This window comes from Niallia circulans NBRC 13626, from assembly GCF_001591585.1.
In the GTDB taxonomy this organism is placed as follows: Bacteria; Bacillota; Bacilli; order Bacillales; family Cytobacillaceae; genus Niallia; species Niallia circulans.
The window spans coordinates 1-22,683 of record NZ_BCVE01000033.1 but is presented as its reverse complement, the minus strand read 5'-3'; the positions used below and the strand labels follow the sequence as shown (position 1 = coordinate 22,683).

The following is a 22,683-nucleotide window of genomic DNA, read 5'->3' as shown; positions in this document are numbered from 1 at the left end:
ATAAAAACACATAATCTAGTATAATAGTAATGGATTTAAAACAAAATATACCAATTTTAAGGAGAAAGATATATGCGTCAATTAATTAAGCAACGAATCAAAAATGAAAAAGGGTTAACACTTATCGAGTTATTAGCAGTTATTGTTATTTTGGGGATTATTGCAGCGATTGCGATTCCTAGTATTTCAGGAATTATTCAAAATTCAAAAGAAGACGCAGTGAGAGCTGATGCAATAACTATTTTAAATGCTGCTAAGAATTATGCTGCAGCAAATGACGTTTCGAAAATAGAGGGAGGTAAAATTACTCAAGCTCAAATTGATAGTTCTTATGTAAATAATTTATCCATTGAGGCTTTTAGTGTTGATGTTTCTGACAATGAATTTAAATTAACTGCTGGTCCTGTTGAAGCAGGTAAAAAGAACATTGAATTCAAAGGTGCGACTATTAAGGAAATTAATGAAAAGTCTAAAAGCACTGTAATAGTTACAAAGAAATAAAATGGAGTTTATATCATGATCTACCTACTAATCTTCCTCTACGGCATAACCCTAGGTTCGTTCTACAATGTAGTAGGCTTAAGGGTGCCATTAAATGAATCGATTGTTAGGCCGAGATCTCATTGTTCAAGCTGCGGGCGCATGTTATCAGTGATGGAACTTGTACCAGTTTTAAGCTATGTATTATTAAGGGGGAAATCAAAATGCTGTAAAGCATCGATTTCCCCCTTCTATCCTATATTCGAGCTTTTGACTGGTCTTCTCTTTGTCGTTAGTCCGCTTCTGCTTGGCTGGAGTTCTGAGCTGTTTGTATCCTGGACACTGATTTCTTTATTTATCATTATTACTGTTTCTGATTTGAAATATATGATTATCCCAGATAAAGTACTGCTGTTTTTTTCGATTGTTTTTATAATCGAACGATTCTTTCTCCCTTTGCATCCATGGTGGAGTTCCTTGCTGGGGGCAGCGGTTGGTTTTACGCTTCTTCTAGTTATTGCGATTGTATCAAAAGGAGGAATGGGGGGAGGAGATATTAAGCTTTTTGCAGTAATTGGCTTGGTTTTAGGGGCTAAGCTAGTTCTTGTCTCCTTTTTTCTTTCTACCTTTCTGGGGACAATTGGAGGCATTGTCGGAATGGCTATTGGTAAATCAAAAAAGAAACAACCAATTCCTTTCGGTCCGTACATAGCCTTAGGAACTCTAATAACCTATTATTTTGGTAATCAAATTATTCAATGGTATTTAAGTATTTTTCTTTAAATGGCTGATGCCTTTTTTGGGGAGCAATCTTTCTTCCTCCATCTAGTAACAATAAGGAGTTTTCAATATGGCATTAAATTTTAATTTTGGAAAAAATAAAGTAGTTAACTTAACCATAAAGGATCATGTAATTCGATTTGTGGAAATAAAGAATTCCCAAGATGTTGTAGTGCAAAATTTTGGAGAACGCTATTTGCCGCCTGGATTAATTCATGATGGAGTGATTCAGGATGTCGAGAATTTTTTATGGATTCTAGAAGAATGTGTGGATGAATGGAAACTATCAAAAAAACAAGTTCGTTTTCTAGTTCCTGACTCCTCTGTTGTCATTCGAAAGCTCCCTATTCCTGAAGATGTAAGCGAAGATGAAATTAAAGGGTACTTGTATATGGAACTCGGAACATCGATTCATTTGCCATTCGAGGATCCTGTATTTGATTATTATCTATTGAAAGGAAAAGAAAAGAATAAGCAGCAAATTATATTATTTGCTTCACCAGAAGAAAGTGTTGCCCAATATGCAGATTTACTAGAAGAGGCGAAATTATCGCCGCAATCTGCAGATGTATCCGCATTAGCTCTGTATCGCTATTTCTATCGCTCTGAAAAAGTCGAAGACAATGATATTATCATGTTAGTTGAAATTGATATTAAAACAGTGAACGCAAGTATTTTTGAAGAACATTATCCTTTATTGATGAGACATTTATTACAAGAAATGGAGGAAGACCACTGGACCGTTACGACAGAGAAGTCATCACAGCAAGAAAAGCTGACATTTACAGGTGATCATGCTGAAGTTTGGAATGGTCTTGAGGATGTTTATAAAGAATTAGAAAAAGTGATGAGCTTCTATCGATATACTTTAAATAAGGGCGACAAACTAGTAACAAAATTAGTAGTAACAGGAGATCATCCATGGCTTTCTGCCATTATTGAAAATATGGTGAATCGTTTTGAGATTCCTGTTCTTGAATTAAAAGTGAACCAATCAGATTCTAATAAGCCTATACCATCAAGTTTCCTTTTAAACATTGGTTTAGGATTAAAAGAGGTGTAAAAATGTTAGTAGAAATTAACCTCCTTCCTAAAAAAGAACGAAAGAGAAAGTCGCAATTGCTTTGGGTGATCCTAGCTTTCTTGATTACTTTTTTATTAATAGGCTTATTTATCTGGCAGTATATGACTAAAAAAGCTGAATTAGCGGCAACAGAAAATTCGTTAAAAATGACAACCAATCTGATTGATACATACAATCAGAGGTTAGAGAGCTACAAAAGTTCAGAGTCTGTCCAAAGCCTTGAATCAGCAATCAAGTGGGCGAATAATCAATCAGTGGATTATGTTCTATTTCTGCAGGAATTAACAAAGAATTTGCCGGAAAGAGGCTTTATTCAGGAATTAAAGGTATCTGATGATTATAAGACAAACATGATTGTCCAGTTTGATACTAAAAGTGATGCAGCCTATTATTTAAATTCTTTGCTTGAAATTAGCTGGATAGACGATGCGCTTTTAACGGAAGGAAAATCAACCGATGCACTTGAAAATAAAATTAGCGATCAAGTAGATCAAGTGATTGATAATTTAAAGCAATCAGAAGTGGAACCTCGCTATTTTGCAAGTTACGAATTTGTCCTAAATAAAGCAAAGCTGCGAGATGAAACCGAAAAGCAAAAAGACGAAAATGAAAAAGGGGAGGATTCCCCATGAGATTAAGCGATCATAAGCAAATGGTATGGTTTGCATTTAGCATTATTCTCCTAGCCTTAGGAGCGATATATAGTTATTATTGCTATTTAATGCCTTTAACCAATGAGCTGAACATGAAAAAAATGGAGCTGCAAATGACCGAGCAGCAAGCGGATATTTTGCAATCCAAACTAAAGTCGACTGGTTCAGAAACAAGTTCGAAAACTATCGAGTTGCAGAAAAAGATACCGGTTAAACGGTTATTGGAACAGGCACTCCTTGAAATAGAAAAAGCAGAAATTATTTCTGATACGAATATATTAGAAATAAGTGTGAATGGATCCAACGCTGATGAAGAGGTTGCAAATGGAGAAGTTACTACAGCAGATAATGCAATCGATGATGCAAATAAGGAAGAAAATAGGGAAGCAGATGAAAAGAAAAATACAGAAGAAATCGTCCTCCCAAATGGAATCCATCAAACAACAATCAATATGCTAGGAGAAGCATCTACTTATTTTGAACTAGAAAAATTTTTAGGAAAAATAGAATCCTCTCAGCGTATTATGACCGTTGATTCTTTAAATATTACTGGACCAAAAGAAATCATCGCCGTTGAAGAAAGTGATCAACAAATAGATTTTGAACTAACGGTGTCTGTATATTATTATCCTACATTAAATGATTTAATAGAGGATCTTCCACAATTGGATACACCAAAGGTATCTGAACGAAAGAACCCTTTTGATACTGGAACATTAGAAAATAGTAAAGATCAATAGAGGAAGTGAAAAAAGAAGGTGGGTCTAGCGATGCTAATAACTAGACTAAATAATAAGGGATTTACCTTAATGGAATTGCTTGCTGTAATTGTCGTACTCGGAATAATAGCCGCAATAGCGATTCCCTCAGTCTTAAAAGTAATAGGAGAAATGCGCGATCGAGCTTTTATCGCAAACGCATGGAATATGAAGGAAGCTGCTGATTTTTATATTAAAGAAGCGACAACTAGTGGAGCAGGTGCAAAGGAAAGAATCACTTACTTTGAACTTGTTGAAAATGGGTATATGGGAACGTTTAATGATCCAGATACAGACCGAGAGTTAGTTCCATCAGATAAAAGCTATGTAACCCTTCAAAATAACATAGCGATTGCTGTTTGTTTAAAAGGGGAACATCGAAAGCTTTGTACAGAAGAAGAGGGAGTAGACCAAGCAATACAATATAAGGATCTTTCTCCAAGTCAGATTGTGTCTAACAACAACTGAATTTGACGAAATCATTCTATAACAAGACGACAAAAGTCTTGTTATTTTTTTTTGCTTGTATGATAGGATAAACGAAATAAATGGAAATGGGGGTAGGACGAGTGAATGAAAAACCGGAGAATCGCAAAACGATAACGATTAAGATCAACGGAAAAGACCGTCCATTCCAAAATAAGGACAATGAGGACACAGTAGAGCGGAGTGAACCTTCTGTTTTTTATAAGGACCAAAAGAGCGAAGGGAAAAAACAGGATATTTTTAGAGAAGAGTCTGCGGCTGGACAAGAAGCTGAATTTGAGGAAAGTTTTGATTGGATTTTGCCCGCACCAGAGGAAATTCCAGCAAAAAATAAAGAAAAAAGTATGTTTAGCTTTCAATCGTCTGTAAATAAAAAGGACAAGCAGCCATTAACAAAAGGCAAAAAGGAGAAAGAGGGAAAGAAAAAGCGGTTGCCAAAGGAAGTAATTGCCTCTATTTTCTTTGCTGTTTTTTTTGCTGTCATCTTAGGCACTAGCTTTGGATTTATTTTATTAAACATGGTAAACAATGATCAAAGCAGCACTACAAATGGAAAAATAACAGCTTCGGCCAATGATTCTTCCAATACAACTAAAGGTGGACAAGCCGTGTCGATAACAGAAAGTGCAACCAAACCGGATATTACTACATATGTCCTTCAAAAGGGAGTTTTCTCTAATGAAGAGCGTGCGAAAAGCGAGCAGCAGAAGCTGACAGATGCAGGGAAGAAGAGTCAAATTCTTCCCATAGATAAGCAGCAGTTTCTACTAGTTGGTGTTGTGAGTAATTTGGAGGATGCGAAAGCATGGCAGAAACAAGTAAAAGATACTTATGCAAAAGAGATGGTATTTAGTGGAAATGAAGTGAAAAATGTATCGAAAGAAGAGAAGGAGGTTATTGAAGGATCGTCCGCTATCTATTCTGCCATTCTGGAAATGGTAACAAGTGTTCAATTTAATCACTCTATTGCAACGGAGGATAAAAATAAGTTAGAGAAGGCACTCTCTCTTGTAGAAGAGAAAAAAACAGCCAAGTTGGCCAATGAAAAAGTTAAAAAAATGGCAGCCTATCTTTCCGAAGGTGGTGAGCTTACCATAAAATTAAAAGAAAAGAGCAGCGAGAACGAAATAGCGGAAATTCACCAGAAATTGCTAGACTACTTAGCTGTATATGTCTCACTATAAGGGAGTAGGGGAGCACATCGTCTATTAAGCGGTGGCTCCTTTCTTTTTGTAGAGGAGTTTATGGGGGAATGCTACCACACCCATACAGCTTCGAACTATTAACTAGAGCAAAGATTATCTGTCTAAATACAACTTAAAAGGCAAAAAATATCTTTTATATTAATTGTATAAATATTTCTACAAATTTCGTCATATTACATTTTATTTACTATTATATAAAAATTTCCGTTTCAAAATTGTGTATCGGCGAATTCTTTGATAGGATTAATCTGTATCTCACAATTTGAAATAGTAGGTAGGTGTTATCATGTTAAAGCAAACCCTCATATTGGCCTCTTCTTCTCCTCGACGAAAAGAGCTCCTTGAAGAACTCCAAATACCATTTGTAATATCCAGTAGTAATGTAGATGAAAGTTTCAATCCTTCTATTTCTCCTAATGAAATTGTCATGGAATTAGCGAGACGAAAGGTTGAAGCAATTTATGCCGATGAACAGTATCCATTTATATTAGGTGCTGATACGGTAGTATATCTTAATGGTGCGATATTAGGCAAGCCTGCTTCGCCTGAAGAGGCGTTTCGCATGTTAAGGGAACTTTCTGGCAAAACGCATTCTGTCTACACTGGTGTCGCCATTATGGCAAATGGAATATGTTCCACTTTTTATGAAAAAACAGACGTGTTATTTTGGGAATTAACAGATGATGAAATACACGATTACTTAGACACCGGGGAACCATTTGATAAAGCAGGTGCGTATGGAATTCAAGGAGTAGGCAGAACGCTCGTAAAAGAAATAAAAGGAGATTATTTCACCGTAGTCGGTCTTCCGATTTCTCGAACGGTACGCGAATTGAAGGCGAAAGGCTTCAATATGCCTAAATAAATCAAAGGTCCCTTATTCTTTTCTTCCCAAAAACCAATGATAGGGAGGAACTTAGAAAGAATGGATTCGCTATTAATAAGAGATTTTCCGAATGATGAACGACCAAGAGAACGTTTTGTGAAACAGGGACCAGAAAGTTTAGCAAATCATGAGCTGCTTGCTCTCTTGATTCAAACAGGTTCCAAAAATGAATCCGTATTAACATTAGCGAACAAACTTTTAGTCCATTTTGATGGGCTTCGCTTGTTGAAGGATGCAAGTCTTGATGAGTTAAAAGAAATGAAAGGAATTGGAACGGCAAAAGCAATTCAATTGATGGCAGCAATTGAATTGGGGCGGCGCGTTTCCAATTTAGAATTTACCGATCGATATTGTATTCGGTCACCAGAGGATGCTGCCAAATATATGATGAATGAAATGAGATTTCTAACTCAGGAGCATTTCGTCTGTTTATATTTAAACACCAAGAATCAAGTTATGCATAAGCAAGTCGTTTTTATTGGTAGTTTAAATGCTAGTATCGTCCACCCAAGAGAAGTATACAAAGAAGCATTTAGAAGATCTGCAGCTTCTATCATTTGTCTCCACAATCATCCATCCGGCGATCCGTCCCCCAGCAGAGAGGATATTGAAGTGACAAAAAGATTAGTGGAATGCGGAAAAATAATTGGGATTGATCTGCTAGATCATATCATAATTGGGGAAAATAAATTTATCAGCTTAAAAGAAAAAGGGTATGTATGATACTGTTCTTTTTTGTAGAAATAAGCTATAATATAATTTATGATTTTTTGGCTATTTATGTCTAAACATGACAAAATATAGATAAGTAACAATTAAAGGAAATTACAAAGAGGAGAACATCTACCTACTTTATAATATTGCATTAGTTTCAGAAAGGGAGATACATTTATGTTAGGTTTTGGAACAAGAGATCTTGGAATTGATTTAGGAACAGCGAATACGCTAGTTTATGTAAAAGGCAAAGGAATAGTACTAAGAGAACCGTCAGTTGTCGCACTACAAACTGATACAAAGAGCATTGTAGCGGTTGGTAACGATGCGAAGAATATGATTGGTAGAACACCAGGAAATGTTGTTGCACTTCGTCCGATGAAGGATGGTGTAATTGCAGATTATGAAACAACAGCAACGATGATGAAATACTACATTAAGCAAGCAACAAAGAATAAGGGCTATTTTTCTGGCAAACCGTATGTAATGGTTTGTGTACCATCAGGCATTACAGCTGTAGAAGAAAGAGCGGTAATTGATGCAACACGTCAAGCTGGTGCGAGAGATGCCTATACGATTGAAGAGCCGTTTGCTGCTGCTATTGGTGCTAATCTTCCTGTATGGGAGCCAACTGGTAGTATGGTTGTTGATATCGGTGGTGGTACAACAGAGGTAGCTATTATTTCCCTTGGTGGAATTGTTACTAGTCAATCTATTCGGATTGCTGGTGATGAGATGGATGACGCAATTGTTAATTATATTCGTAAAACGTATAATTTGATGATTGGAGAAAGAACTTCTGAAAGCATTAAAGTGGAAATTGGCAGTGCTGGAAATCCAGATCAAATTGAAAACATGGATATTCGCGGAAGAGACTTATTAACTGGTCTTCCAAAAACAATCAAAATTACTGCAGATGAAATTTCAAAAGCGTTAAAAGATACAGTTGCTGCAATTGTTGATGCAGTCAAAGTAACATTAGAAAAAACGCCTCCAGAACTAGCTGCAGATATTATGGATCGTGGAATTGTTCTAACAGGTGGTGGAGCATTGCTTCGTAATCTTGATAAAGTTATCAGTGAAGAGACAAAAATGCCTGTTGTTATAGCAGAAGATCCATTGGATTGTGTAGCTATCGGAACTGGTAAAGCTTTAGACCATATTCATTTATTCAAAAATAAAGCAAAAGATTCACGATAATTTTAGTAGAGGTGTAGAAGCATGCCACAGTTTTTTATGAATAAACGCTTGATTATTTTGCTTGTTAGCATCATTATTCTCGTGGCATTAATAGGGTTTTCATTAAGTAATCGAAATAAACTAACCTGGCCGGAACAATTCGTAAAGGACACTACCGGCTGGGTTCAAACCCTTGTATCTAGACCTGCCCAATATGTGGTGGGTTTTGTTGATAATGTCCAATCCTTGCAAGATACATATAAAGAGAATAAAGAATTAAAGGCAAAGCTAGAGGAAAATGCTCAGCTTAAATATCAGGTTCAAGGTCTCAAAAAAGATGTACAGTCATTACAGGAAACGTTGGAAGAAAAAGAGTCATTAAGTGACTATACAATTATGAAAGCAACGGTAATTCGGAGAAATCCTTCTCAATGGACAGAACTAGTTACCATCAATCGAGGAGAAAATGACGGCGTAGAGAAAAATATGGCTGTTATCACTTCTGCTGGATTAATAGGGAAAATAAAGTCAGTAGCACCTAATACTGCAACTGTACAGCTGCTTAGTTCTGAAGATCCAGCTAATCGCATTTCTGCTTTTATTCAGTCAAAAGAGGATGATAAAAAGAAGAAAGAAAAATCCGAAGTTTTTGGGATTATTGCTGATTATGATAAAGAAACAAAGCAATTAATTATGACTTGGGAAGAAGCTCCTAATGGGTTGAAAGTGAAAAAAGGTCAGCTTGTTACAACCTCAGGAATGGGTGGGGTCTTTCCAAAAGGGTTAGCTATTGGTACAGTTGATAAAGTAGAGCCAGATGAAAATGGACTGCAGAAAAAAGTATATATTAAGCCGGCAGCGGACTTCTATGATATTGAGCATGTGATGGTGGTAGACAGGGCAGCATTATCTCCTAAAGAGGAAGACCAATGAGAAAAGTTTTAATTGGCTGTTTAATTTCCTTTATGTTTATTTTTGAGAGTGTTTTTCTTGAGTTGCTCCCTACAGATCCTTTTGGTAAAAATTGGATTTTTGTCCCATACTTTTTGCTCATTACTATCCTTTTCTTTTCTGTTTATGGTAATAGAAATGTTGGTGTCATATATGGCTTTGTTTTTGGGCTGCTTTTTGATATTGTTTATACAGAAATTTTAGGTATCTATTTTTTTACTTTCCCTTTTATCATTTATATTTTTAATAAATTGATGAAAATTTTTCATAGTAATATTGTTGTTGTATCTGTGATGAATTTACTCGCTGTTTCGGCACTGGAAATGATTGTGTATCAAATGATAAAAGTGATAAATTTGACAACGATTGATTTTGCGAGTTTCCTTCATTTACGGCTTCTGCCGTCTTTAGGATTAAATCTTATTTTTATCATCATTGTCGCTTATCCTTATAAACGTTTATTTGAGAAGTATGCAGCAGAGTTAAAAGAATGATATAGTTAGAATGCATGATAATAAATTTCAGATTGGACATTAAGTTGTCAACAATCTGAAATTTATTTGATTAGTGACTATTTGTCTTTTGTTCTTTTTGAGAAGAAATATATTTAGCTCGAAAAGGAATTTTAAAAGCGTTTGTCGAATGATATAAAAAGGAATTAGAAATAAAGGTCTAAAGTCCTTACTCTTATATCATAGTGTTGATGAAAGACACTTGTTTAAAAAGTGAACGGAGAAGTAAAACATTATTTTTGCATGTTGAAACAGCATTTATGAAAAGCAGTAAATGCTTTAAGTTAAAGTGCCAACCATCTATCAAATGAAATTGTTGGATCGATTAGGAGACAAGTATCATCTAATAGGCAGCATGATACTTATTTAGAATCGATAACCCTTCTTTATTTGATAAGGATGTTTGCGCTTTTTTATGCAAAGTGAGATTTATAAGTATAACGATATCCGAGCATTTGCGTCTTATATCTAAGGACCGATAGACTATTAGTATTATTTGATAAAATAGATGTATTATGTCTATAGGTCCGTGCAGGATAAAGAGACGCTTACGCTTTTCTTACAGAGGTGAACAACTTGAAATGAAAAAAAGGCAACTAGTAACAATTAAAGGAACAAAAAATGGGCTGGGTTTGCATCTATATGATAATTGTTCGTACGAGGATTTACTAAAGGAATTACAGTATAAATTGAATGAGAGCTCCAGTCTACATAATGAAAATCGAGACATAAAAGTGACAGTAGAGCTTGGAAATAGATATGTAACAGATGAACAAAAAGAAACCATTGTTCATCTCATTCAGGAAAAACAAAACCTAACTGTTCAATCGATTAATAGTAATTTAGTGACAAAGAAAGAAGCGGAGAACTGGCTAAAACAAAATGAATTAAAATCGATAACCAGTATTGTGCGCTCTGGTCAAGTTTTAGAGGTGCCCGGTGATTTATTATTAATTGGAGATGTGAATCCAGGTGGAAAGGTAATCGCCGGCGGCAACATCTATATTATGGGACAGTTAAAAGGAATAGCTCATGCTGGATATAATGGGAAGGATGACGCGGTCATTGCTGCATCCGTTATGAAACCGACACAAATTCGGATTAGTCGTTTTATTGAGAGAGAGGTTGGAAATACCTTATCTGAAAAAACAAGAGAAATGGAATGTGCGTATGTGAATGACAATGTCATTAAGATTGATAGATTACAAGTACTACCACATTTAAGACCGAATTTGCTGAAATTGGAAGGAGGATATTAAGATGGGAGAGGCAATTGTTATAACATCAGGTAAAGGTGGAGTTGGAAAAACGACCACTTCTGCAAACATTGGAACAGCACTTGCGTTACAAGGGAAAAAAGTTTGTTTAATAGATACAGATATTGGCTTGCGAAATCTTGATGTCGTGATGGGATTAGAAAATCGTATCATTTATGATTTAGTAGATGTGGTGGAGGAAAGATGTAAAATTCATCAAGCGCTTGTGAAAGATAAACGTTTTGATGATCTATTATATTTATTACCTGCTGCGCAAACAAGTGATAAAACGGCTGTACGACCAAATCAAATGAGAGAATTAGTTCTCCGCTTAAAGCAAGATTATGATTATATCATCATTGATTGTCCTGCAGGAATTGAACAGGGGTATCAAAATGCAGTCGCTGGCGCGGATAAAGCCATTGTGGTTACGACTCCTGAAGTATCTTCTGTTAGAGATGCTGATAGAGTAATTGGATTATTGGAAAAAGAAGAGCAGATGGAACCTCCAATGCTTGTTATCAATAGAATCAGAAATCATATGGTAAAAAATGGTGATATGTTAGATGTTGATGAAGTAACCAGCCATCTCTCCATTGATTTATTAGGAATTGTTGCAGATGATGATGCGGTTATAAGAGCTTCTAACAACGGGGAGCCGATTGCTTTAAACCCAAATAGTAAATCTGCGATTGCCTACCGAAATATCGCAAGAAGAATTTTAGGAGAAACGGTTCCTTTGCAGCAATTAGAAGAAGAATCCAAAGGCGTGTTTGCAAAAATTAAGACGTTCTTTGGTGCTAAATAAATATAAAGATAGTAAATTTATACATGTTTAAATAAGTCGGTTGCGAAACAACTATCTGTTGATAAGCGATAATCGTAATAGCTAGCCCTGTAAAGAGATAAATTGATTCATGCGTAATCAATTTATTTCTTTACAGGGTTTTTTATATCAGTACCATTCTTTTATTCCCCTTTTATTAGTGGCATAACTTATAGCTCCTTAACATAAATATAGGGTAAAGAGGACAAGTCTGTAAGGGGAGAGGAGTATATGGGGTCAAGAAATGATGAGGTTAGAAAAAAAATCGAAAGAAGAAGAAAAGAACGAGCGAGAATAGAAAAGAATATTGATAACCGAGTACTTTGGTCTGATGAAGAAGATACCTTCGACTATACATTTTCATCAAAAGAGGAAAATTACCCTCCTAAAATTCACCCTTTATTTCGAAAAGATTTATTTATGTTGAAAATTTTAGGAGCGGCTATTCTTTTTCTTGCTGTTGCCATCATTGTAGACCATCCGTCCACAAGATTAGGAAAAGTCGAAAATACGATTAGACAAGCAATGTCGACAGAATTTAATTTTATGGTTGTTGCGGATTGGTATGAAGAGAAATTCGGAAAACCATTAGCTTTTTTACCAGAACAAAAAGGAAAAGAACAAGATACAGAGCGATTGCAGCAATACGCTTTATCTGCTTCTGGTAAGGTATTAGAAGAATTTCAGAAAAACGGACAACGGATTGCGATAGAAACTGGAGTAGATACAACAGTACAATCTTTTAATGAGGGACAAATTACCTTTATTGGCGAGAAAGAAGGCTTTGGAAAAACAGTCGTTATAAAGCATAGTGATCAGAGTGAATCATGGTATGGCAACTTAGAAGAAGTGGATGTAAAGTTATATGAAAATATAAAAAAAGGAACAAAAGTAGGAAACGCTTCAAGATATGAAGGAGATGAAACATTAGGTCTATTCTTTTTTGCGATTAAGCAAAATGATGATTTTATTGATCCTCTACAGGTGATGGAAATTGAATAGGTTTTTTAGTGTTTTTAAGTATCTTCATATTCATCCACTATTATGGGTTGTCATTGCTATTGGGGTAATGACTGCCCATTTTTATGAATTATGCTTATTGTTTATGATTATTTTTATTCATGAATTAGGTCATGCGTTTGCTGCCGCATTTTTTTCGTGGAGAATAAAGAAAATATCTTTATTACCATTTGGCGGAGTAGCGGAAATGGATGAACACGGAAATCGCCCTTTGCGAGAAGAGGCAATCGTTATTATATCTGGACCGATACAGCATATTTGGCTGGTTTTATTAGGATTTCTTTTATGGCAGTGGGGGATTTTCACAGAATCTTTGTATCAAACCTTTATCCAATATAATTTTATGATTCTTTTCTTTAATTTACTTCCAATTTGGCCATTGGACGGTGGTAAATTAATGTTTCTTTTATTTTCCTTGAAAAATCCCTTTCCAAAATCTCATAAATATACACTTTATTTTTCTATTATTGGAACCTTAATCTTTCTGTTAATGGTTCTTATTATGATGCCGCAGAATGTAAATGCATGGATTATTATTAGTTTTTTAGTTTTTTCTATTTATTATGAATGGAAGCAAAGAAGGTTTTTGTTTATGCGATTTTTACTGGAACGATATTATGGAAAATCGAATGAATTAAGAAAGCTACTTCCCCTAGAAGTCCAAGAAGACGATTCGGTATTGGATGTATTAGAACGATTTCATCGAGGGTGTAAACATCCAATTATTGTAAGGTCCAAGCGGAAAGACAATGCGATTCTGGATGAGAATGAGCTATTACATGTTTATTTTAAAGAAAAGAACGTAACGGCGAAAATAAAAGAAATACTTTGCGTCTTATAGGATACATAGAGAAAACGGTGAATACTGACGATAGCTCTTTAGTTAGAGCATACTTGAAATTTGTCCAAGAATAGGTCCTTAAGTTTACTAAAACATTTCATCTAAGCTACAATAATAAGATAACCAGAAAAAGAGGATGTATGATATTGAATCAAGTAATCGTTAATATAAAAACTAGAGAAAATAGATTTGCTTATCTAATAGATGGGAAAGTAGAAAAAATGTATGTCCAGCAGCCGCAATATAAAACAACTGTTGGAAATATTTATTTGGGACAAGTGACAAAGGTAATTCCCGGAATGAATGCTGCATTTGTAGAAATTGGGGAAGGCAAAGGAGCCTATTTGCCGAGAGAGAAAATGATTTCATTTGTGCGGAGTGAGGGAACTTTAGAAGAGAAAAAAAAGATAAGTGTCTCCTCTTATATAAAACAAGGAGAACGAATATTAGTTCAAGTAATAAAAGATGCTGCGGGGCCAAAAGGTGCTAAAATAACGGGGATAATTGAAATTAGCGGAGAGCATTTAGTGTATATGCCTTATGGTCGATATGTGGCGGTCTCTAAAAAGATTCATTCTCATACTGCGCAAAAAGAGTTAAGAAATATAGGGAGTCGTATAAAAACAGACAACGAAGGCATAATCTTTCGCACAACGGCAGCGAATTGTTCAGAAGAAACATTAAGGTTGGAGCTCGAAGCATTACGGCAGGAATATAAAGGATTGGAACAAAAAGCTAGACAAAAGAAAATAATGCTTGTCCATGAAAATGATGAATTTACTAAACAGTTGAATATTCTCTTTAAGCAAATGAAAGAGGGAGAAATCATTGTCGATAGTCTAGAAGAGCGGAAAAATTGGCAAGCAATGTACCCCCATTTAACTGTTTCGTTTTATCAAGGTAGTGAAGAGTTATTTTCTTATTACCATGTTGAAAGGGAAATAGATAAAGCTTTGAAAAGAGTTGTCTGGCTCCCAAATGGCAGCTATCTGATAGTCGATCAGGCAGAGGCTGCAACTATTATTGACGTAAATACAGGTAAATATGAAGGGAAACATCAGTTAGAGCAAACGGTCTTTCAAACAAATATGCTTGCTGCAAAGGAAGCTGCAAGGCAAATTAAATTAAGAGATCTTTCTGGTATTATATTAATTGATTTTATTGATATGAAGAGCGAGGAAGAAAAGAAAGTGATGGATATCCTAGAGAAGGAATTGCAGTCAGATAATAGACAATCGAAAGTAATTGGATTTACTTCACTAGGGATATTACAGCTCACTCGAAAGAAAACAATGAAATCCTTATCCGAAACACTGCAAAGTAAGTGTGTGATTTGCGAAGGCACAGGCTTGGTGAAAAGCGCAAGTAGTATGGCCTTTCAATTAGAAAGAGAGCTATGGGAATATCGCAATAAGGATATGGAACTTGTGGAAGTTATCGTCTCACAAGATGTCTATCCTCTATTTATGGGTGGAGGAAATAATCATAAAAAACGATTAGAGGAAGTATTAGGCTTTATGATTAAAATGGAAATAGCTGAGTTTCCAAAGCCAGACTATTTTATTCGAATGGTTAAATGATTCACCATAAAGCTAATAATAGAATATGATTGACAGTATCTTTTAAACATGTTAGTATTTTAATGTTGTTTGTAGCACCCGTGCTCTACAACCGCACATAGCAGGTAATGAAGCTTTTGCTTTTGCAAAACGCCTGTCATTGGCGAGTCTTAGTCTATTAAGGAGGTGCAGTTTAATGTACGCAATTATTGAAACAGGCGGAAAACAAATCAAAGTTGAAGAAGGTCAAGCTATCTACATCGAGAAATTAAACGGTGAAGCTGGTGACACTGTTACTTTTGATAAAGTTCTTTTCGTTGGCGGAGAAAATGTAAAAGTAGGAAGTCCAGTTGTTGAAGGAGCTACTGTTACAGCTAAAGTTGAAAAACAAGGCCGTCAAAAGAAAATCATCGTTTTCAAATACAAAGCGAAGAAAAATTATCATAAAAAACAAGGTCATCGTCAACCTTACACTAAAGTTGTTATCGAAAAGATCAACGCTTAAGGTTGAATTTGTATGATCGAAATTACGATTAACAAATCGAATGATGGTCTCATTCATTCCTTTACGATAAGTGGTCATGCTCTTTTTGCGAATAGTGGGGATGATATAGTGTGTGCTGGAGTATCAGCTGTTTCTTTTGGAAGCATTAATGCTGTTATTTCTCTTACTGGTATTACACCCATTATAAAGCAAGGAAAAGATGGAGGTTTTATTTCTTGTACGATTCCTGGAAATGTTCCGGGAGAGACAAGAGATAAAATTCAACTTCTTTTAGAGGGAATGATTGTTTCTTTAGAAACAATTGAACGAGACTATGGAAAATACGTAACTATCACTTATAATTAAATAGGAGGTGGAACGAAATGTTAAGATTAGATCTTCAGTTTTTTGCATCTAAAAAAGGGGTAGGTTCTACTAAAAACGGACGTGACTCCATTTCTAAACGTTTAGGAGCTAAACGTGCAGATGGTCAATTAGTAACTGGTGGAAGCATTCTTTACCGTCAACGCGGTACAAAAATCTATCCAGGAGTAAACGTTGGTCGTGGTGGCGATGATACACTATTCGCAAAAGTTGACGGAATCGTTAAATTTGAGCGTCTTGGTCGTGATCGCAAACAAGTTAGCGTATACCCAGTAGCACAAGAAGCATAAGATAATGATCAGATAGGCTGGCTCGTTTAGGGTCAGCCTATCTGTTTGTTAAGGGATAAATTTTTTGATTAAGATGTATGTTGTGACCAGATTAGGTGGAGGATGATTTCAACACTTAGACAAAAAGCAGGAGGGGCTTTTTGTCTAAGTGTTGAAAAAAGAGAGAAATCAATTGCTTTTTCGTATGCAATCAAGAATAAAGGTTGCCTCTTATGTATATAGTTTGTTATTACCACAGTCTTCATACACTTCGCTTTCAACATTTCTTTATCAAATCAATCCAAAATAACTTGGTGTATAAATTGGATAGACCTTTTAGGAAACGGGAATTTTTTGTCCTTATTCATTATGAAAACCTAAAGTTCAAGTGGATATAATTTAGTGGTTACCGTGATGGAGATATCGTTTTTGTTCATTGATGATTCATTTTTTGTTATACTTACTTAAAACAGTCTTCTAAGACTTAATAACCTTTGTAGGAGTACAAGAATGAATAAAGACTGGAATACGATAGAGTTTTTAAGACATGTTCGCCATGATTGGCTAAATAAAATTCAATTGATAAAAGGAAATTTGGATTTAAATAAACCGGATCGAGTAAAAGAAATTATTAATGATATTATTACAGAGACAAAACAAGAAGCTAAGTTATCTAATCTAAATATTCCACAATTTGCTACAAAATTATTAATTGCAAACTGGGAAAATTATTATTTTCGATTGGAATATGAAGTGTTGGCCGAAGAAAAATGTCGCGGGACAGAAGATGAAATACTTACCGAATGGACAACCTTATTTTTCCAAACGTTAAATCAATATAGCAAACCCTTTGCAGATAATCATCTATACATTTCCATTCATTCAATGGTGGAAGGATTTCGTTTGTATGTTGATTTTAACGGAGAGCTGCTAGATAGTGAATCCATGTTTCAATTTCTTCATCAACCTTTTTCTTATTTGAAATTGGAAAATATTGAAATGAGCAAGGACGAGCTCCTATTTGAAGTTTGGATGGATAGAGAGCAAACAGGTAAATAATAAGAAGGACTTGTTTGAATAGCATAAAAGGAAATTGTGATTTTTAGAAAAAATAGCTGCAAATGTTTGTAGGAATAAAATAATTGGTCCTTCTAGTGAGGAGAGCAACCCTCCTTTCATAAGGATTAATCCTTGTTCACTATTAGACAAATAAGCTGCTTATGTTTTTCTTAATAGGAGGAAATAAATTTATGTTTGTGGATCAGGTTAAGATTTATGTGAAGGGCGGAGATGGCGGAAATGGTATGGTAGCTTTTCGCCGAGAAAAGTTTGTCCCAAAAGGTGGCCCAGCTGGTGGAGATGGAGGAAAAGGTGCAGATGTAATATTCCAAGTAGAAGAAGGTCTGCGTACTTTAATGGATTTCCGATATCAACGTCATTTCAAAGCACCACGTGGAGAGCATGGGATGTCAAAAAATCAGCACGGTCGCAATGCAAAAGATATGATTGTCAAGGTTCCGCCGGGTACAATCGTTGCCGATGCGAATACAAAGGAAGTTATTGCAGATTTAACTGAGCATGGCCAACAAGCTGTAATTGCACGTGGCGGCCGTGGAGGAAGAGGAAATTCTCGTTTTGCAAGTCCATCTAACCCTGCCCCAGAATTATCGGAAAATGGGGAACCAGGTCAGGAAAGAGATGTTACTCTGGAGTTAAAGGTATTAGCAGATGTTGGTTTAGTAGGATTTCCGAGTGTTGGTAAATCTACCTTACTGTCTGTTGTATCTGCTGCGAAACCTAAAATAGCTGACTATCATTTTACAACAATCGCCCCTAATTTAGGAATGGTGGAAACGGAAGATAATAGAAGTTTTGTTATGGCTGATTTGCCAGGGCTAATTGAAGGAGCACATTCGGGTATCGGATTAGGTCATCAGTTTCTTCGTCACATTGAACGTACAAGAGTTATTGTCCATGTGATTGATATGGCTGCTATTGAAGGCAGAGACCCATATGAGGACTATGTTACGATTAATAACGAGCTGCAGGAATACAATATGCGTTTATTAGAAAGACCGCAAATTATTGTTGCTAATAAAATGGACATGCCAGATGCAGAACAAAACCTAAAAGTATTTAAAGAAAAATTGGAGGAGGACTATCCAATTTTCCCAGTGTCCGCTTTAACTAGATCAGGTCTGCGAGAACTTCTTTTTGCGATTGCGGATAAATTAGAGAATACTCCTGAGTTCCCATTAGAGGAAGTAGAAGAGGAAGCAGGTATTCACCGCGTTGTTTATAAACATGAAGTAGATGAGCGTCAATTCTATATTACAAGAGATCCAGATGGCAGCTTTGTTCTTTCAGGTGAAGGTATTGAAAAACTATTTAAGATGACAGATTTCTCCCGTGATGAGTCTGTTCGCAGATTCTCTCGTCAAATGCGCGGCATGGGCATCGATGAAGCATTACGTCAGCGAGGCGCTAAAGATGGAGATACTGTAAAGTTAATGGAATATGAATTTGAATTCATTGACTAAGAAAACATGGTTTAAAAAAAGATGAAAGATCTTCCCTCTCGTCAAAGCTGAATAATACGAGAGGGCAGTTTTTCATACGAAATAGAAAATAATGACTAATTCGAAAAAGTCTAGTTGTTAAACCAGAGTTATTTCTATCATACATAATTAGTATCCGTTATACCTTATAGGGGTGAGCAGATGAAACAAAGTAAAATAGATCATAAATTTTTTATAGTAAGAGAAGATGTACTGTCAGAGGCAATGCGCAAAACCTTAGATGCCAAAGAGCTCTTAGAAAGAGGAAAAGCAGAGTCTGTCCATGAGGCAGTAAAAAAGGTAGATTTAAGCCGAAGTGCATTTTATAAATATCGTGATACCATCTTTCCTTTCCACACAATAGTGAAAGAAAGATTGATTACGTTATTCTTTTATATTGAAGATCGATCGGGAACCTTATCTAAATTGCTAAGTGTTGTTGCTTCTGCTGGATGCAATGTACTGACAATTCATCAAACGATTCCACTGCAAGGAAGAGCCAATGTAACACTGTCGTTAAATACCGCAGAAATGGAAATATCCATTGATATGTTGTTAGAGCGATTGCGTATGCTTGAATTTGTGGAGAAAGTGGACGTTCTGAGTACGGGCGCATAAAAAGTCATTTATTTATAAGGAGATCCTGTTGTTATTAGGAAGATGGCTTTTTCAGTCAATCTTCTTTTTATAAAGGTTAAATTCAGAATAAATAATTTTTTTGGAGGAGAAAGAAGTGAAAGTAGGCTACTTAGGTCCAAAAGCAACATTTACAAATATGGCGGTAAATCAGCAATTTCCTGGGGTGGAATCCGTTCCTTTTCTAACCATTCCCAATTGCCTCGATGCTGTGATGGAAGATAAAGTGGATGTTGCTTTAGTTCCGGTTGAGAACACATTAGAAGGATCGGTCAACATTACATTAGATTATTTAATCCATGAAGTATTTTTACCTATTCATGGGGAAGTGACGGTTCCGATAAAACAACATATAATGGTTCATCCATTCCGGGAAGACAAATGGAGAGAAATTGAAGTAGTCTATAGTCATTCCCATGCAATTGCTCAATGCCATAAGTTTCTACATACAGAATTAAACGGGATTGCTTGTGAGTATATGACGTCAACAGCAGCAGCAGCACAGTTTGTTAAAGAAAATCCGCATATCAACGGGGCAGCTATTGGAAATTTGCTAACAGCTGAAGAATATGGTCTGAAGATTGTAAAACATAATATTCATGATTCAATGAATAATCATACCCGTTTTCTTATTTTATCGAAAAATCCTGTACATTATTCAGCAGCAACAAGTCATCTGGTTGGTCATAAAACAAGTCTTATGGTCACTTTGCCTGCCGATCGTTCTGGTGCTCTCCATCAAGTATTGTCTGCCTTTGCATGGAGAAAACTAAACTTAGTGAAAATTGAATCAAGGCCAACAAAAACTGGATTAGGGAATTATTTCTTTCTTATTGACTTAGATAGAAAAATGGATGACGTATTAATACCAGGCGCTATTGCAGAATTAGAGGCAATAGGCTGTGAAGTAAAGATACTGGGGAGTTATCCTTATTACATGACGGAATAGATAGAACCACTATACGAAGAATGCAAAAAAATCACTAATGACGATTAAAGTCTTAGTGATTTTTGTGATTTACCTTAAGCTTCTTCTTCCATTAAAAAATCTGCCTTTCGTAAAGCTTCTTCTGCCTCTAGTAATGTATCAAGGGATGGTGCGGTAATGGTATGCAGATGAATACCTGCCGTTAATTCAGATAAATAAGCAGCATTTGTATGCTTAATTTTCTTCATAAATTGTTTCACTTCTTTTCGATTAGAGACGAGGATAGAAGCCGTCAAATCGCCGTATACTGGATGTTCAATTGTGACATCCTTAACCGTTACTCCATTATCAACAAGGATATTTAACTCTTCCTCCGTTTTTTCTGGTGGATGATTACACGCAATAATTCTTTCGTAGAGCATCGGTTTTGATTCTTGTAAATATAAATAGCCTTGACTAGTTGCCAAAATTGGTTCGTTTTTCGCCTTTAGCAGTGTAATATCTCCAACAATTATTTGTCTACTAACATTTGTCAATTTTGAAAGTTCACTGCCAGTATAAGGTCGATTTTTCTCTTTTAGTAAAGTAAGAATATAAGCCCTTCTTTCTTCACCAAGCATTTTTTTTGATTCAGTCATCCAATCTCTCCTTTTGTTGCAGTTACTCTGATTAAAAAATTACCTTTTTTATCTGCTATCTTCGGTAAAGTCACTAACACAAATTTATTGGTATTTATTTGAAAAATAGTGGCAGCTCCCTGTTTTGCTTGAAAGGCAGAACTCAGTATTTATTTTTCCTTCATTCTATTTTACCAAAAGAATATCTAAATGAATAAACCAAATTATTTTTCATAGGAAACGAATATAATTAATTGGCGAAAAGAAGGACAAAGATCTGAGCAATCTTTGTACGACTAGAACACATATTTTAAAAAAAAACGCATAGATTTTTGAATAGAATGATAACCATTTTGCCGTGTGAACATAGACTATATGGACATATGCATAGGAGGGAATCTATAGTGAAGATCCATATTGTTCAGAAAGGGGATACTCTTTGGGAAATTGCCAAAAAATATGGGGTGAATTTCGAAGAGTTAAAGTCGTTAAATTCCCAATTGACTAATACAGATATGATTATGCCTGGCATGAAAATTAAAGTTCCTACTTTAGGAGGAAGTATAAAGAAAGAAGCTCCTCAAATGGGAACAAAAAAAGAAATGCCGATTACAATGGAACCAATTGTGAAAGAAGCACCGAAAAAAGAAATGCCAGTAAAAGAAACACCAAAAAAAGAAATACCTAAAAAAGAAGTACCAAAGGAGAAACCTTTTACACCAAAAATGCCTACTCCAATCATTCCGGAAATTGATGTTACGAATTATTATTCCATGAATATGACTAATGTTGATGTAGATATTGATGTCGAAATGAAAGAAAAACCAGCACCAGTAAAACCAGCACCAGTGAAACCGGCACCAGTAAAGCCGGCACCAGTAAAACCAGCACCGACAAAACCTGTACCACCAAAACTTGCACCAGTTTTGCCAAATCAAGAACCAATTCAAAAAGATGTATGTCCACCAATTGTCCCTTATCAGCCTTATTGTTATGAAGTATCGCCAATGATGCCAGGAAGCGGTTTTCCTCCAGGGGTTTGCCCTCCAGAAGGAGTTCCGGTTGAACAAATAGCATCCCAAGTTTATCCAACATTTCCTGGAGTAGAATATACAGAAAAACACCATTGGGAAGAGTCTTCTTCGTCCTATTCTGCTTTTATCAATCACACACCTTCCCATGTTAATCATGCACCACAGCAAAATAATCAAAAACCATGGGTTCAGTATAGTCAGCTGCCTAAGGAGAATCTTCATCATAAAGTAGAAGAACCTTTTTCCCATGTAGCAGGTGCAGCGCATAAAGCAAATGCCCCTACCCACACAGCAGTTCATCCGACCATTACACTTCCTGTTAAAGAGGATTGTGGTTGTGGTGGTCCATCATTCCCTCCAGCAAGCAATTTTCAAGTAGAGGGAATGATGCAAGGAGCTGTTTCTGGAAAAGGAGGAATGCCGCAAGGATTTAGTCCGGAAATGGGAGGCCATCCAATGGGCGGAGGATTTAATCCAGGAATGGGAGGAATGCCGCAAGGATTCGGTCCGGAAATGGGAGGCCATCCAATGGGCGGAGGATTTAATCCAGGAATGGGAGGAATGCCGCAAGGATTTGGTCCGG

The 22,683-nt window shown here is 35.9% G+C and carries 26 protein-coding genes and 1 other annotated feature; of the genes, 25 read left to right on the top strand and 1 reads right to left on the bottom strand.

The annotated features are described in order from the left end of the window. Positions 1-72: 72 nt before the first annotated feature. The 24 genes from BCI01S_RS23330 to pheA all read left to right on the top strand — a co-directional run bounded on the left by BCI01S_RS23330 (position 73) and on the right by pheA (position 20,470). On the top strand, positions 73-501 hold the full coding sequence (locus BCI01S_RS23330) for a prepilin-type N-terminal cleavage/methylation domain-containing protein (protein ID WP_047943590.1): 429 nt from the start codon (positions 73-75) through the stop codon (positions 499-501). Positions 502-516: 15 nt separating this feature from the next. Further along, positions 517-1,263, top strand: coding sequence for a prepilin peptidase (locus BCI01S_RS23325; RefSeq protein ID WP_047943591.1), 747 nt, complete (start codon positions 517-519; stop codon positions 1,261-1,263). Between the two features lie 67 nt (positions 1,264-1,330). Next, positions 1,331-2,323: a type IV pilus biogenesis protein PilM gene (pilM, locus tag BCI01S_RS23320; protein WP_047943592.1), complete on the top strand. Its 993-nt coding sequence runs from the start codon at positions 1,331-1,333 to the stop codon at positions 2,321-2,323. A gap of 2 nt (positions 2,324-2,325) precedes the next feature. After that, complete coding sequence (locus BCI01S_RS23315; protein WP_047943593.1) at positions 2,326-2,976, top strand: PilN domain-containing protein; 651 nt, start codon at positions 2,326-2,328, stop codon at positions 2,974-2,976. Then, positions 2,973-3,737, top strand: a complete 765-nt coding sequence (locus BCI01S_RS23310) for a hypothetical protein (protein WP_061801232.1) — start codon at positions 2,973-2,975, stop codon at positions 3,735-3,737. The genes BCI01S_RS23315 and BCI01S_RS23310 overlap by 4 nt, the downstream gene beginning before the upstream one ends. Before the next feature lie 30 nt (positions 3,738-3,767). Beyond that, entirely contained in the window at positions 3,768-4,223 is a 456-nt protein-coding gene (locus BCI01S_RS23305) for a type II secretion system protein (protein ID WP_061801231.1), read from the top strand. Positions 4,224-4,324: 101 nt separating this feature from the next. After that, positions 4,325-5,425, top strand: a complete 1,101-nt coding sequence (locus BCI01S_RS23300; protein ID WP_061801230.1) for an SPOR domain-containing protein — start codon at positions 4,325-4,327, stop codon at positions 5,423-5,425. Between the two features lie 307 nt (positions 5,426-5,732). Further along, entirely contained in the window at positions 5,733-6,311 is a 579-nt protein-coding gene (locus BCI01S_RS23295; RefSeq protein ID WP_061801229.1) for a Maf family protein, read from the top strand. Positions 6,312-6,371: 60 nt separating this feature from the next. Continuing rightward, a complete protein-coding gene (gene radC, locus BCI01S_RS23290) occupies positions 6,372-7,055 on the top strand; it encodes a RadC family protein (RefSeq protein WP_095258089.1) in 684 nt (227 codons plus the stop codon). 168 nt (positions 7,056-7,223) lie between these two features. Next, on the top strand, positions 7,224-8,246 hold the full coding sequence (locus BCI01S_RS23285) for a rod shape-determining protein (RefSeq protein WP_047943598.1): 1,023 nt from the start codon (positions 7,224-7,226) through the stop codon (positions 8,244-8,246). 21 nt (positions 8,247-8,267) lie between these two features. After that, the gene (gene mreC, locus BCI01S_RS23280) at positions 8,268-9,158 is read left to right on the top strand and encodes a rod shape-determining protein MreC (RefSeq protein ID WP_047943599.1); all 891 of its coding nucleotides are present in this window, start codon (positions 8,268-8,270) and stop codon (positions 9,156-9,158) included. Next, positions 9,155-9,670, top strand: coding sequence for a rod shape-determining protein MreD (mreD, locus tag BCI01S_RS23275; protein ID WP_047943600.1), 516 nt, complete (start codon positions 9,155-9,157; stop codon positions 9,668-9,670). Before mreC ends, mreD begins: the two co-directional genes overlap by 4 nt. Positions 9,671-10,269: 599 nt before the next feature. Then, the gene (gene minC, locus BCI01S_RS23270; protein WP_047943601.1) at positions 10,270-10,947 is read left to right on the top strand and encodes a septum site-determining protein MinC; all 678 of its coding nucleotides are present in this window, start codon (positions 10,270-10,272) and stop codon (positions 10,945-10,947) included. Between the two features lies 1 nt (position 10,948). After that, entirely contained in the window at positions 10,949-11,752 is an 804-nt protein-coding gene (gene minD / locus BCI01S_RS23265) for a septum site-determining protein MinD (protein ID WP_047943602.1), read from the top strand. Between the two features lie 249 nt (positions 11,753-12,001). Continuing rightward, a complete protein-coding gene (locus tag BCI01S_RS23260) occupies positions 12,002-12,772 on the top strand; it encodes a M23 family metallopeptidase (RefSeq protein WP_047943603.1) in 771 nt (256 codons plus the stop codon). Then, positions 12,765-13,631: a M50 family metallopeptidase gene (locus BCI01S_RS23255; RefSeq protein ID WP_061801227.1), complete on the top strand. Its 867-nt coding sequence runs from the start codon at positions 12,765-12,767 to the stop codon at positions 13,629-13,631. Before BCI01S_RS23260 ends, BCI01S_RS23255 begins: the two co-directional genes overlap by 8 nt. Before the next feature lie 146 nt (positions 13,632-13,777). Then, the gene (locus BCI01S_RS23250) at positions 13,778-15,211 is read left to right on the top strand and encodes an Rne/Rng family ribonuclease (protein ID WP_082810135.1); all 1,434 of its coding nucleotides are present in this window, start codon (positions 13,778-13,780) and stop codon (positions 15,209-15,211) included. A gap of 79 nt (positions 15,212-15,290) precedes the next feature. Beyond that, positions 15,291-15,371: a sequence feature (ribosomal protein L21 leader region), on the top strand. 15 nt (positions 15,372-15,386) lie between these two features. Beyond that, the gene (gene rplU / locus BCI01S_RS23245; RefSeq protein WP_016201698.1) at positions 15,387-15,695 is read left to right on the top strand and encodes a 50S ribosomal protein L21; all 309 of its coding nucleotides are present in this window, start codon (positions 15,387-15,389) and stop codon (positions 15,693-15,695) included. Between the two features lie 12 nt (positions 15,696-15,707). Then, positions 15,708-16,040, top strand: a complete 333-nt coding sequence (locus tag BCI01S_RS23240; RefSeq protein ID WP_061801225.1) for a ribosomal-processing cysteine protease Prp — start codon at positions 15,708-15,710, stop codon at positions 16,038-16,040. Positions 16,041-16,057: 17 nt separating this feature from the next. Then, positions 16,058-16,348 (top strand): 50S ribosomal protein L27, encoded by a 291-nt coding sequence (gene rpmA / locus BCI01S_RS23235; RefSeq protein WP_016201696.1) that lies wholly within the window; start codon positions 16,058-16,060, stop codon positions 16,346-16,348. A 489-nt stretch (positions 16,349-16,837) separates the two neighbouring features. Next, a complete protein-coding gene (locus tag BCI01S_RS23230) occupies positions 16,838-17,386 on the top strand; it encodes a Spo0B C-terminal domain-containing protein (protein WP_061801224.1) in 549 nt (182 codons plus the stop codon). Between the two features lie 191 nt (positions 17,387-17,577). Further along, positions 17,578-18,867 carry a GTPase ObgE gene (obgE, locus tag BCI01S_RS23225; RefSeq protein ID WP_061801223.1) on the top strand — a complete coding sequence of 430 codons (1,290 nt, stop codon included), beginning with the start codon at positions 17,578-17,580 and terminating at the stop codon, positions 18,865-18,867. Positions 18,868-19,047: 180 nt separating this feature from the next. Then, positions 19,048-19,503, top strand: a complete 456-nt coding sequence (thrR, locus tag BCI01S_RS23220; protein WP_047943609.1) for a transcriptional regulator ThrR — start codon at positions 19,048-19,050, stop codon at positions 19,501-19,503. Positions 19,504-19,618: 115 nt separating this feature from the next. Next, entirely contained in the window at positions 19,619-20,470 is an 852-nt protein-coding gene (pheA, locus tag BCI01S_RS23215) for a prephenate dehydratase (protein WP_061801222.1), read from the top strand. Between the two features lie 74 nt (positions 20,471-20,544). Here the strand turns inward: pheA and BCI01S_RS23210 are convergent, their stop codons facing one another. Further along, complete coding sequence (locus BCI01S_RS23210; protein WP_047943611.1) at positions 20,545-21,087, bottom strand: transcription repressor NadR; 543 nt, start codon at positions 21,085-21,087, stop codon at positions 20,545-20,547. Positions 21,088-21,470: 383 nt separating this feature from the next. Here BCI01S_RS23210 and safA point away from each other — a divergent pair. Then, positions 21,471-22,683 (top strand): SafA/ExsA family spore coat assembly protein (gene safA / locus BCI01S_RS25830; RefSeq protein ID WP_235844566.1); only part of this gene is annotated, 1,213 nt, incomplete at its 3' end.

Coding starts and splice junctions, on each gene's coding strand:
- BCI01S_RS23305 (WP_061801231.1), top strand. CDS start 3,768: ATGCTAATAACTAGACTAAATAATAAGGGATTTACCTTAATGGAATTG.
- BCI01S_RS23310 (WP_061801232.1), top strand. CDS start 2,973: ATGAGATTAAGCGATCATAAGCAAATGGTATGGTTTGCATTTAGCATT.
- rplU (WP_016201698.1), top strand. CDS start 15,387: ATGTACGCAATTATTGAAACAGGCGGAAAACAAATCAAAGTTGAAGAA.
- BCI01S_RS23315 (WP_047943593.1), top strand. CDS start 2,326: ATGTTAGTAGAAATTAACCTCCTTCCTAAAAAAGAACGAAAGAGAAAG.
- minC (WP_047943601.1), top strand. CDS start 10,270: ATGAAAAAAAGGCAACTAGTAACAATTAAAGGAACAAAAAATGGGCTG.
- thrR (WP_047943609.1), top strand. CDS start 19,048: ATGAAACAAAGTAAAATAGATCATAAATTTTTTATAGTAAGAGAAGAT.
- mreC (WP_047943599.1), top strand. CDS start 8,268: ATGCCACAGTTTTTTATGAATAAACGCTTGATTATTTTGCTTGTTAGC.
- BCI01S_RS23330 (WP_047943590.1), top strand. CDS start 73: ATGCGTCAATTAATTAAGCAACGAATCAAAAATGAAAAAGGGTTAACA.
- BCI01S_RS23325 (WP_047943591.1), top strand. CDS start 517: ATGATCTACCTACTAATCTTCCTCTACGGCATAACCCTAGGTTCGTTC.
- BCI01S_RS23210 (WP_047943611.1), bottom strand. CDS start 21,087: ATGACTGAATCAAAAAAAATGCTTGGTGAAGAAAGAAGGGCTTATATT.
- mreD (WP_047943600.1), top strand. CDS start 9,155: ATGAGAAAAGTTTTAATTGGCTGTTTAATTTCCTTTATGTTTATTTTT.
- BCI01S_RS23260 (WP_047943603.1), top strand. CDS start 12,002: ATGGGGTCAAGAAATGATGAGGTTAGAAAAAAAATCGAAAGAAGAAGA.
- BCI01S_RS23285 (WP_047943598.1), top strand. CDS start 7,224: ATGTTAGGTTTTGGAACAAGAGATCTTGGAATTGATTTAGGAACAGCG.
- pilM (WP_047943592.1), top strand. CDS start 1,331: ATGGCATTAAATTTTAATTTTGGAAAAAATAAAGTAGTTAACTTAACC.
- radC (WP_095258089.1), top strand. CDS start 6,372: ATGGATTCGCTATTAATAAGAGATTTTCCGAATGATGAACGACCAAGA.
- rpmA (WP_016201696.1), top strand. CDS start 16,058: ATGTTAAGATTAGATCTTCAGTTTTTTGCATCTAAAAAAGGGGTAGGT.
- BCI01S_RS23295 (WP_061801229.1), top strand. CDS start 5,733: ATGTTAAAGCAAACCCTCATATTGGCCTCTTCTTCTCCTCGACGAAAA.
- minD (WP_047943602.1), top strand. CDS start 10,949: ATGGGAGAGGCAATTGTTATAACATCAGGTAAAGGTGGAGTTGGAAAA.
- BCI01S_RS23230 (WP_061801224.1), top strand. CDS start 16,838: ATGAATAAAGACTGGAATACGATAGAGTTTTTAAGACATGTTCGCCAT.
- BCI01S_RS23240 (WP_061801225.1), top strand. CDS start 15,708: ATGATCGAAATTACGATTAACAAATCGAATGATGGTCTCATTCATTCC.
- obgE (WP_061801223.1), top strand. CDS start 17,578: ATGTTTGTGGATCAGGTTAAGATTTATGTGAAGGGCGGAGATGGCGGA.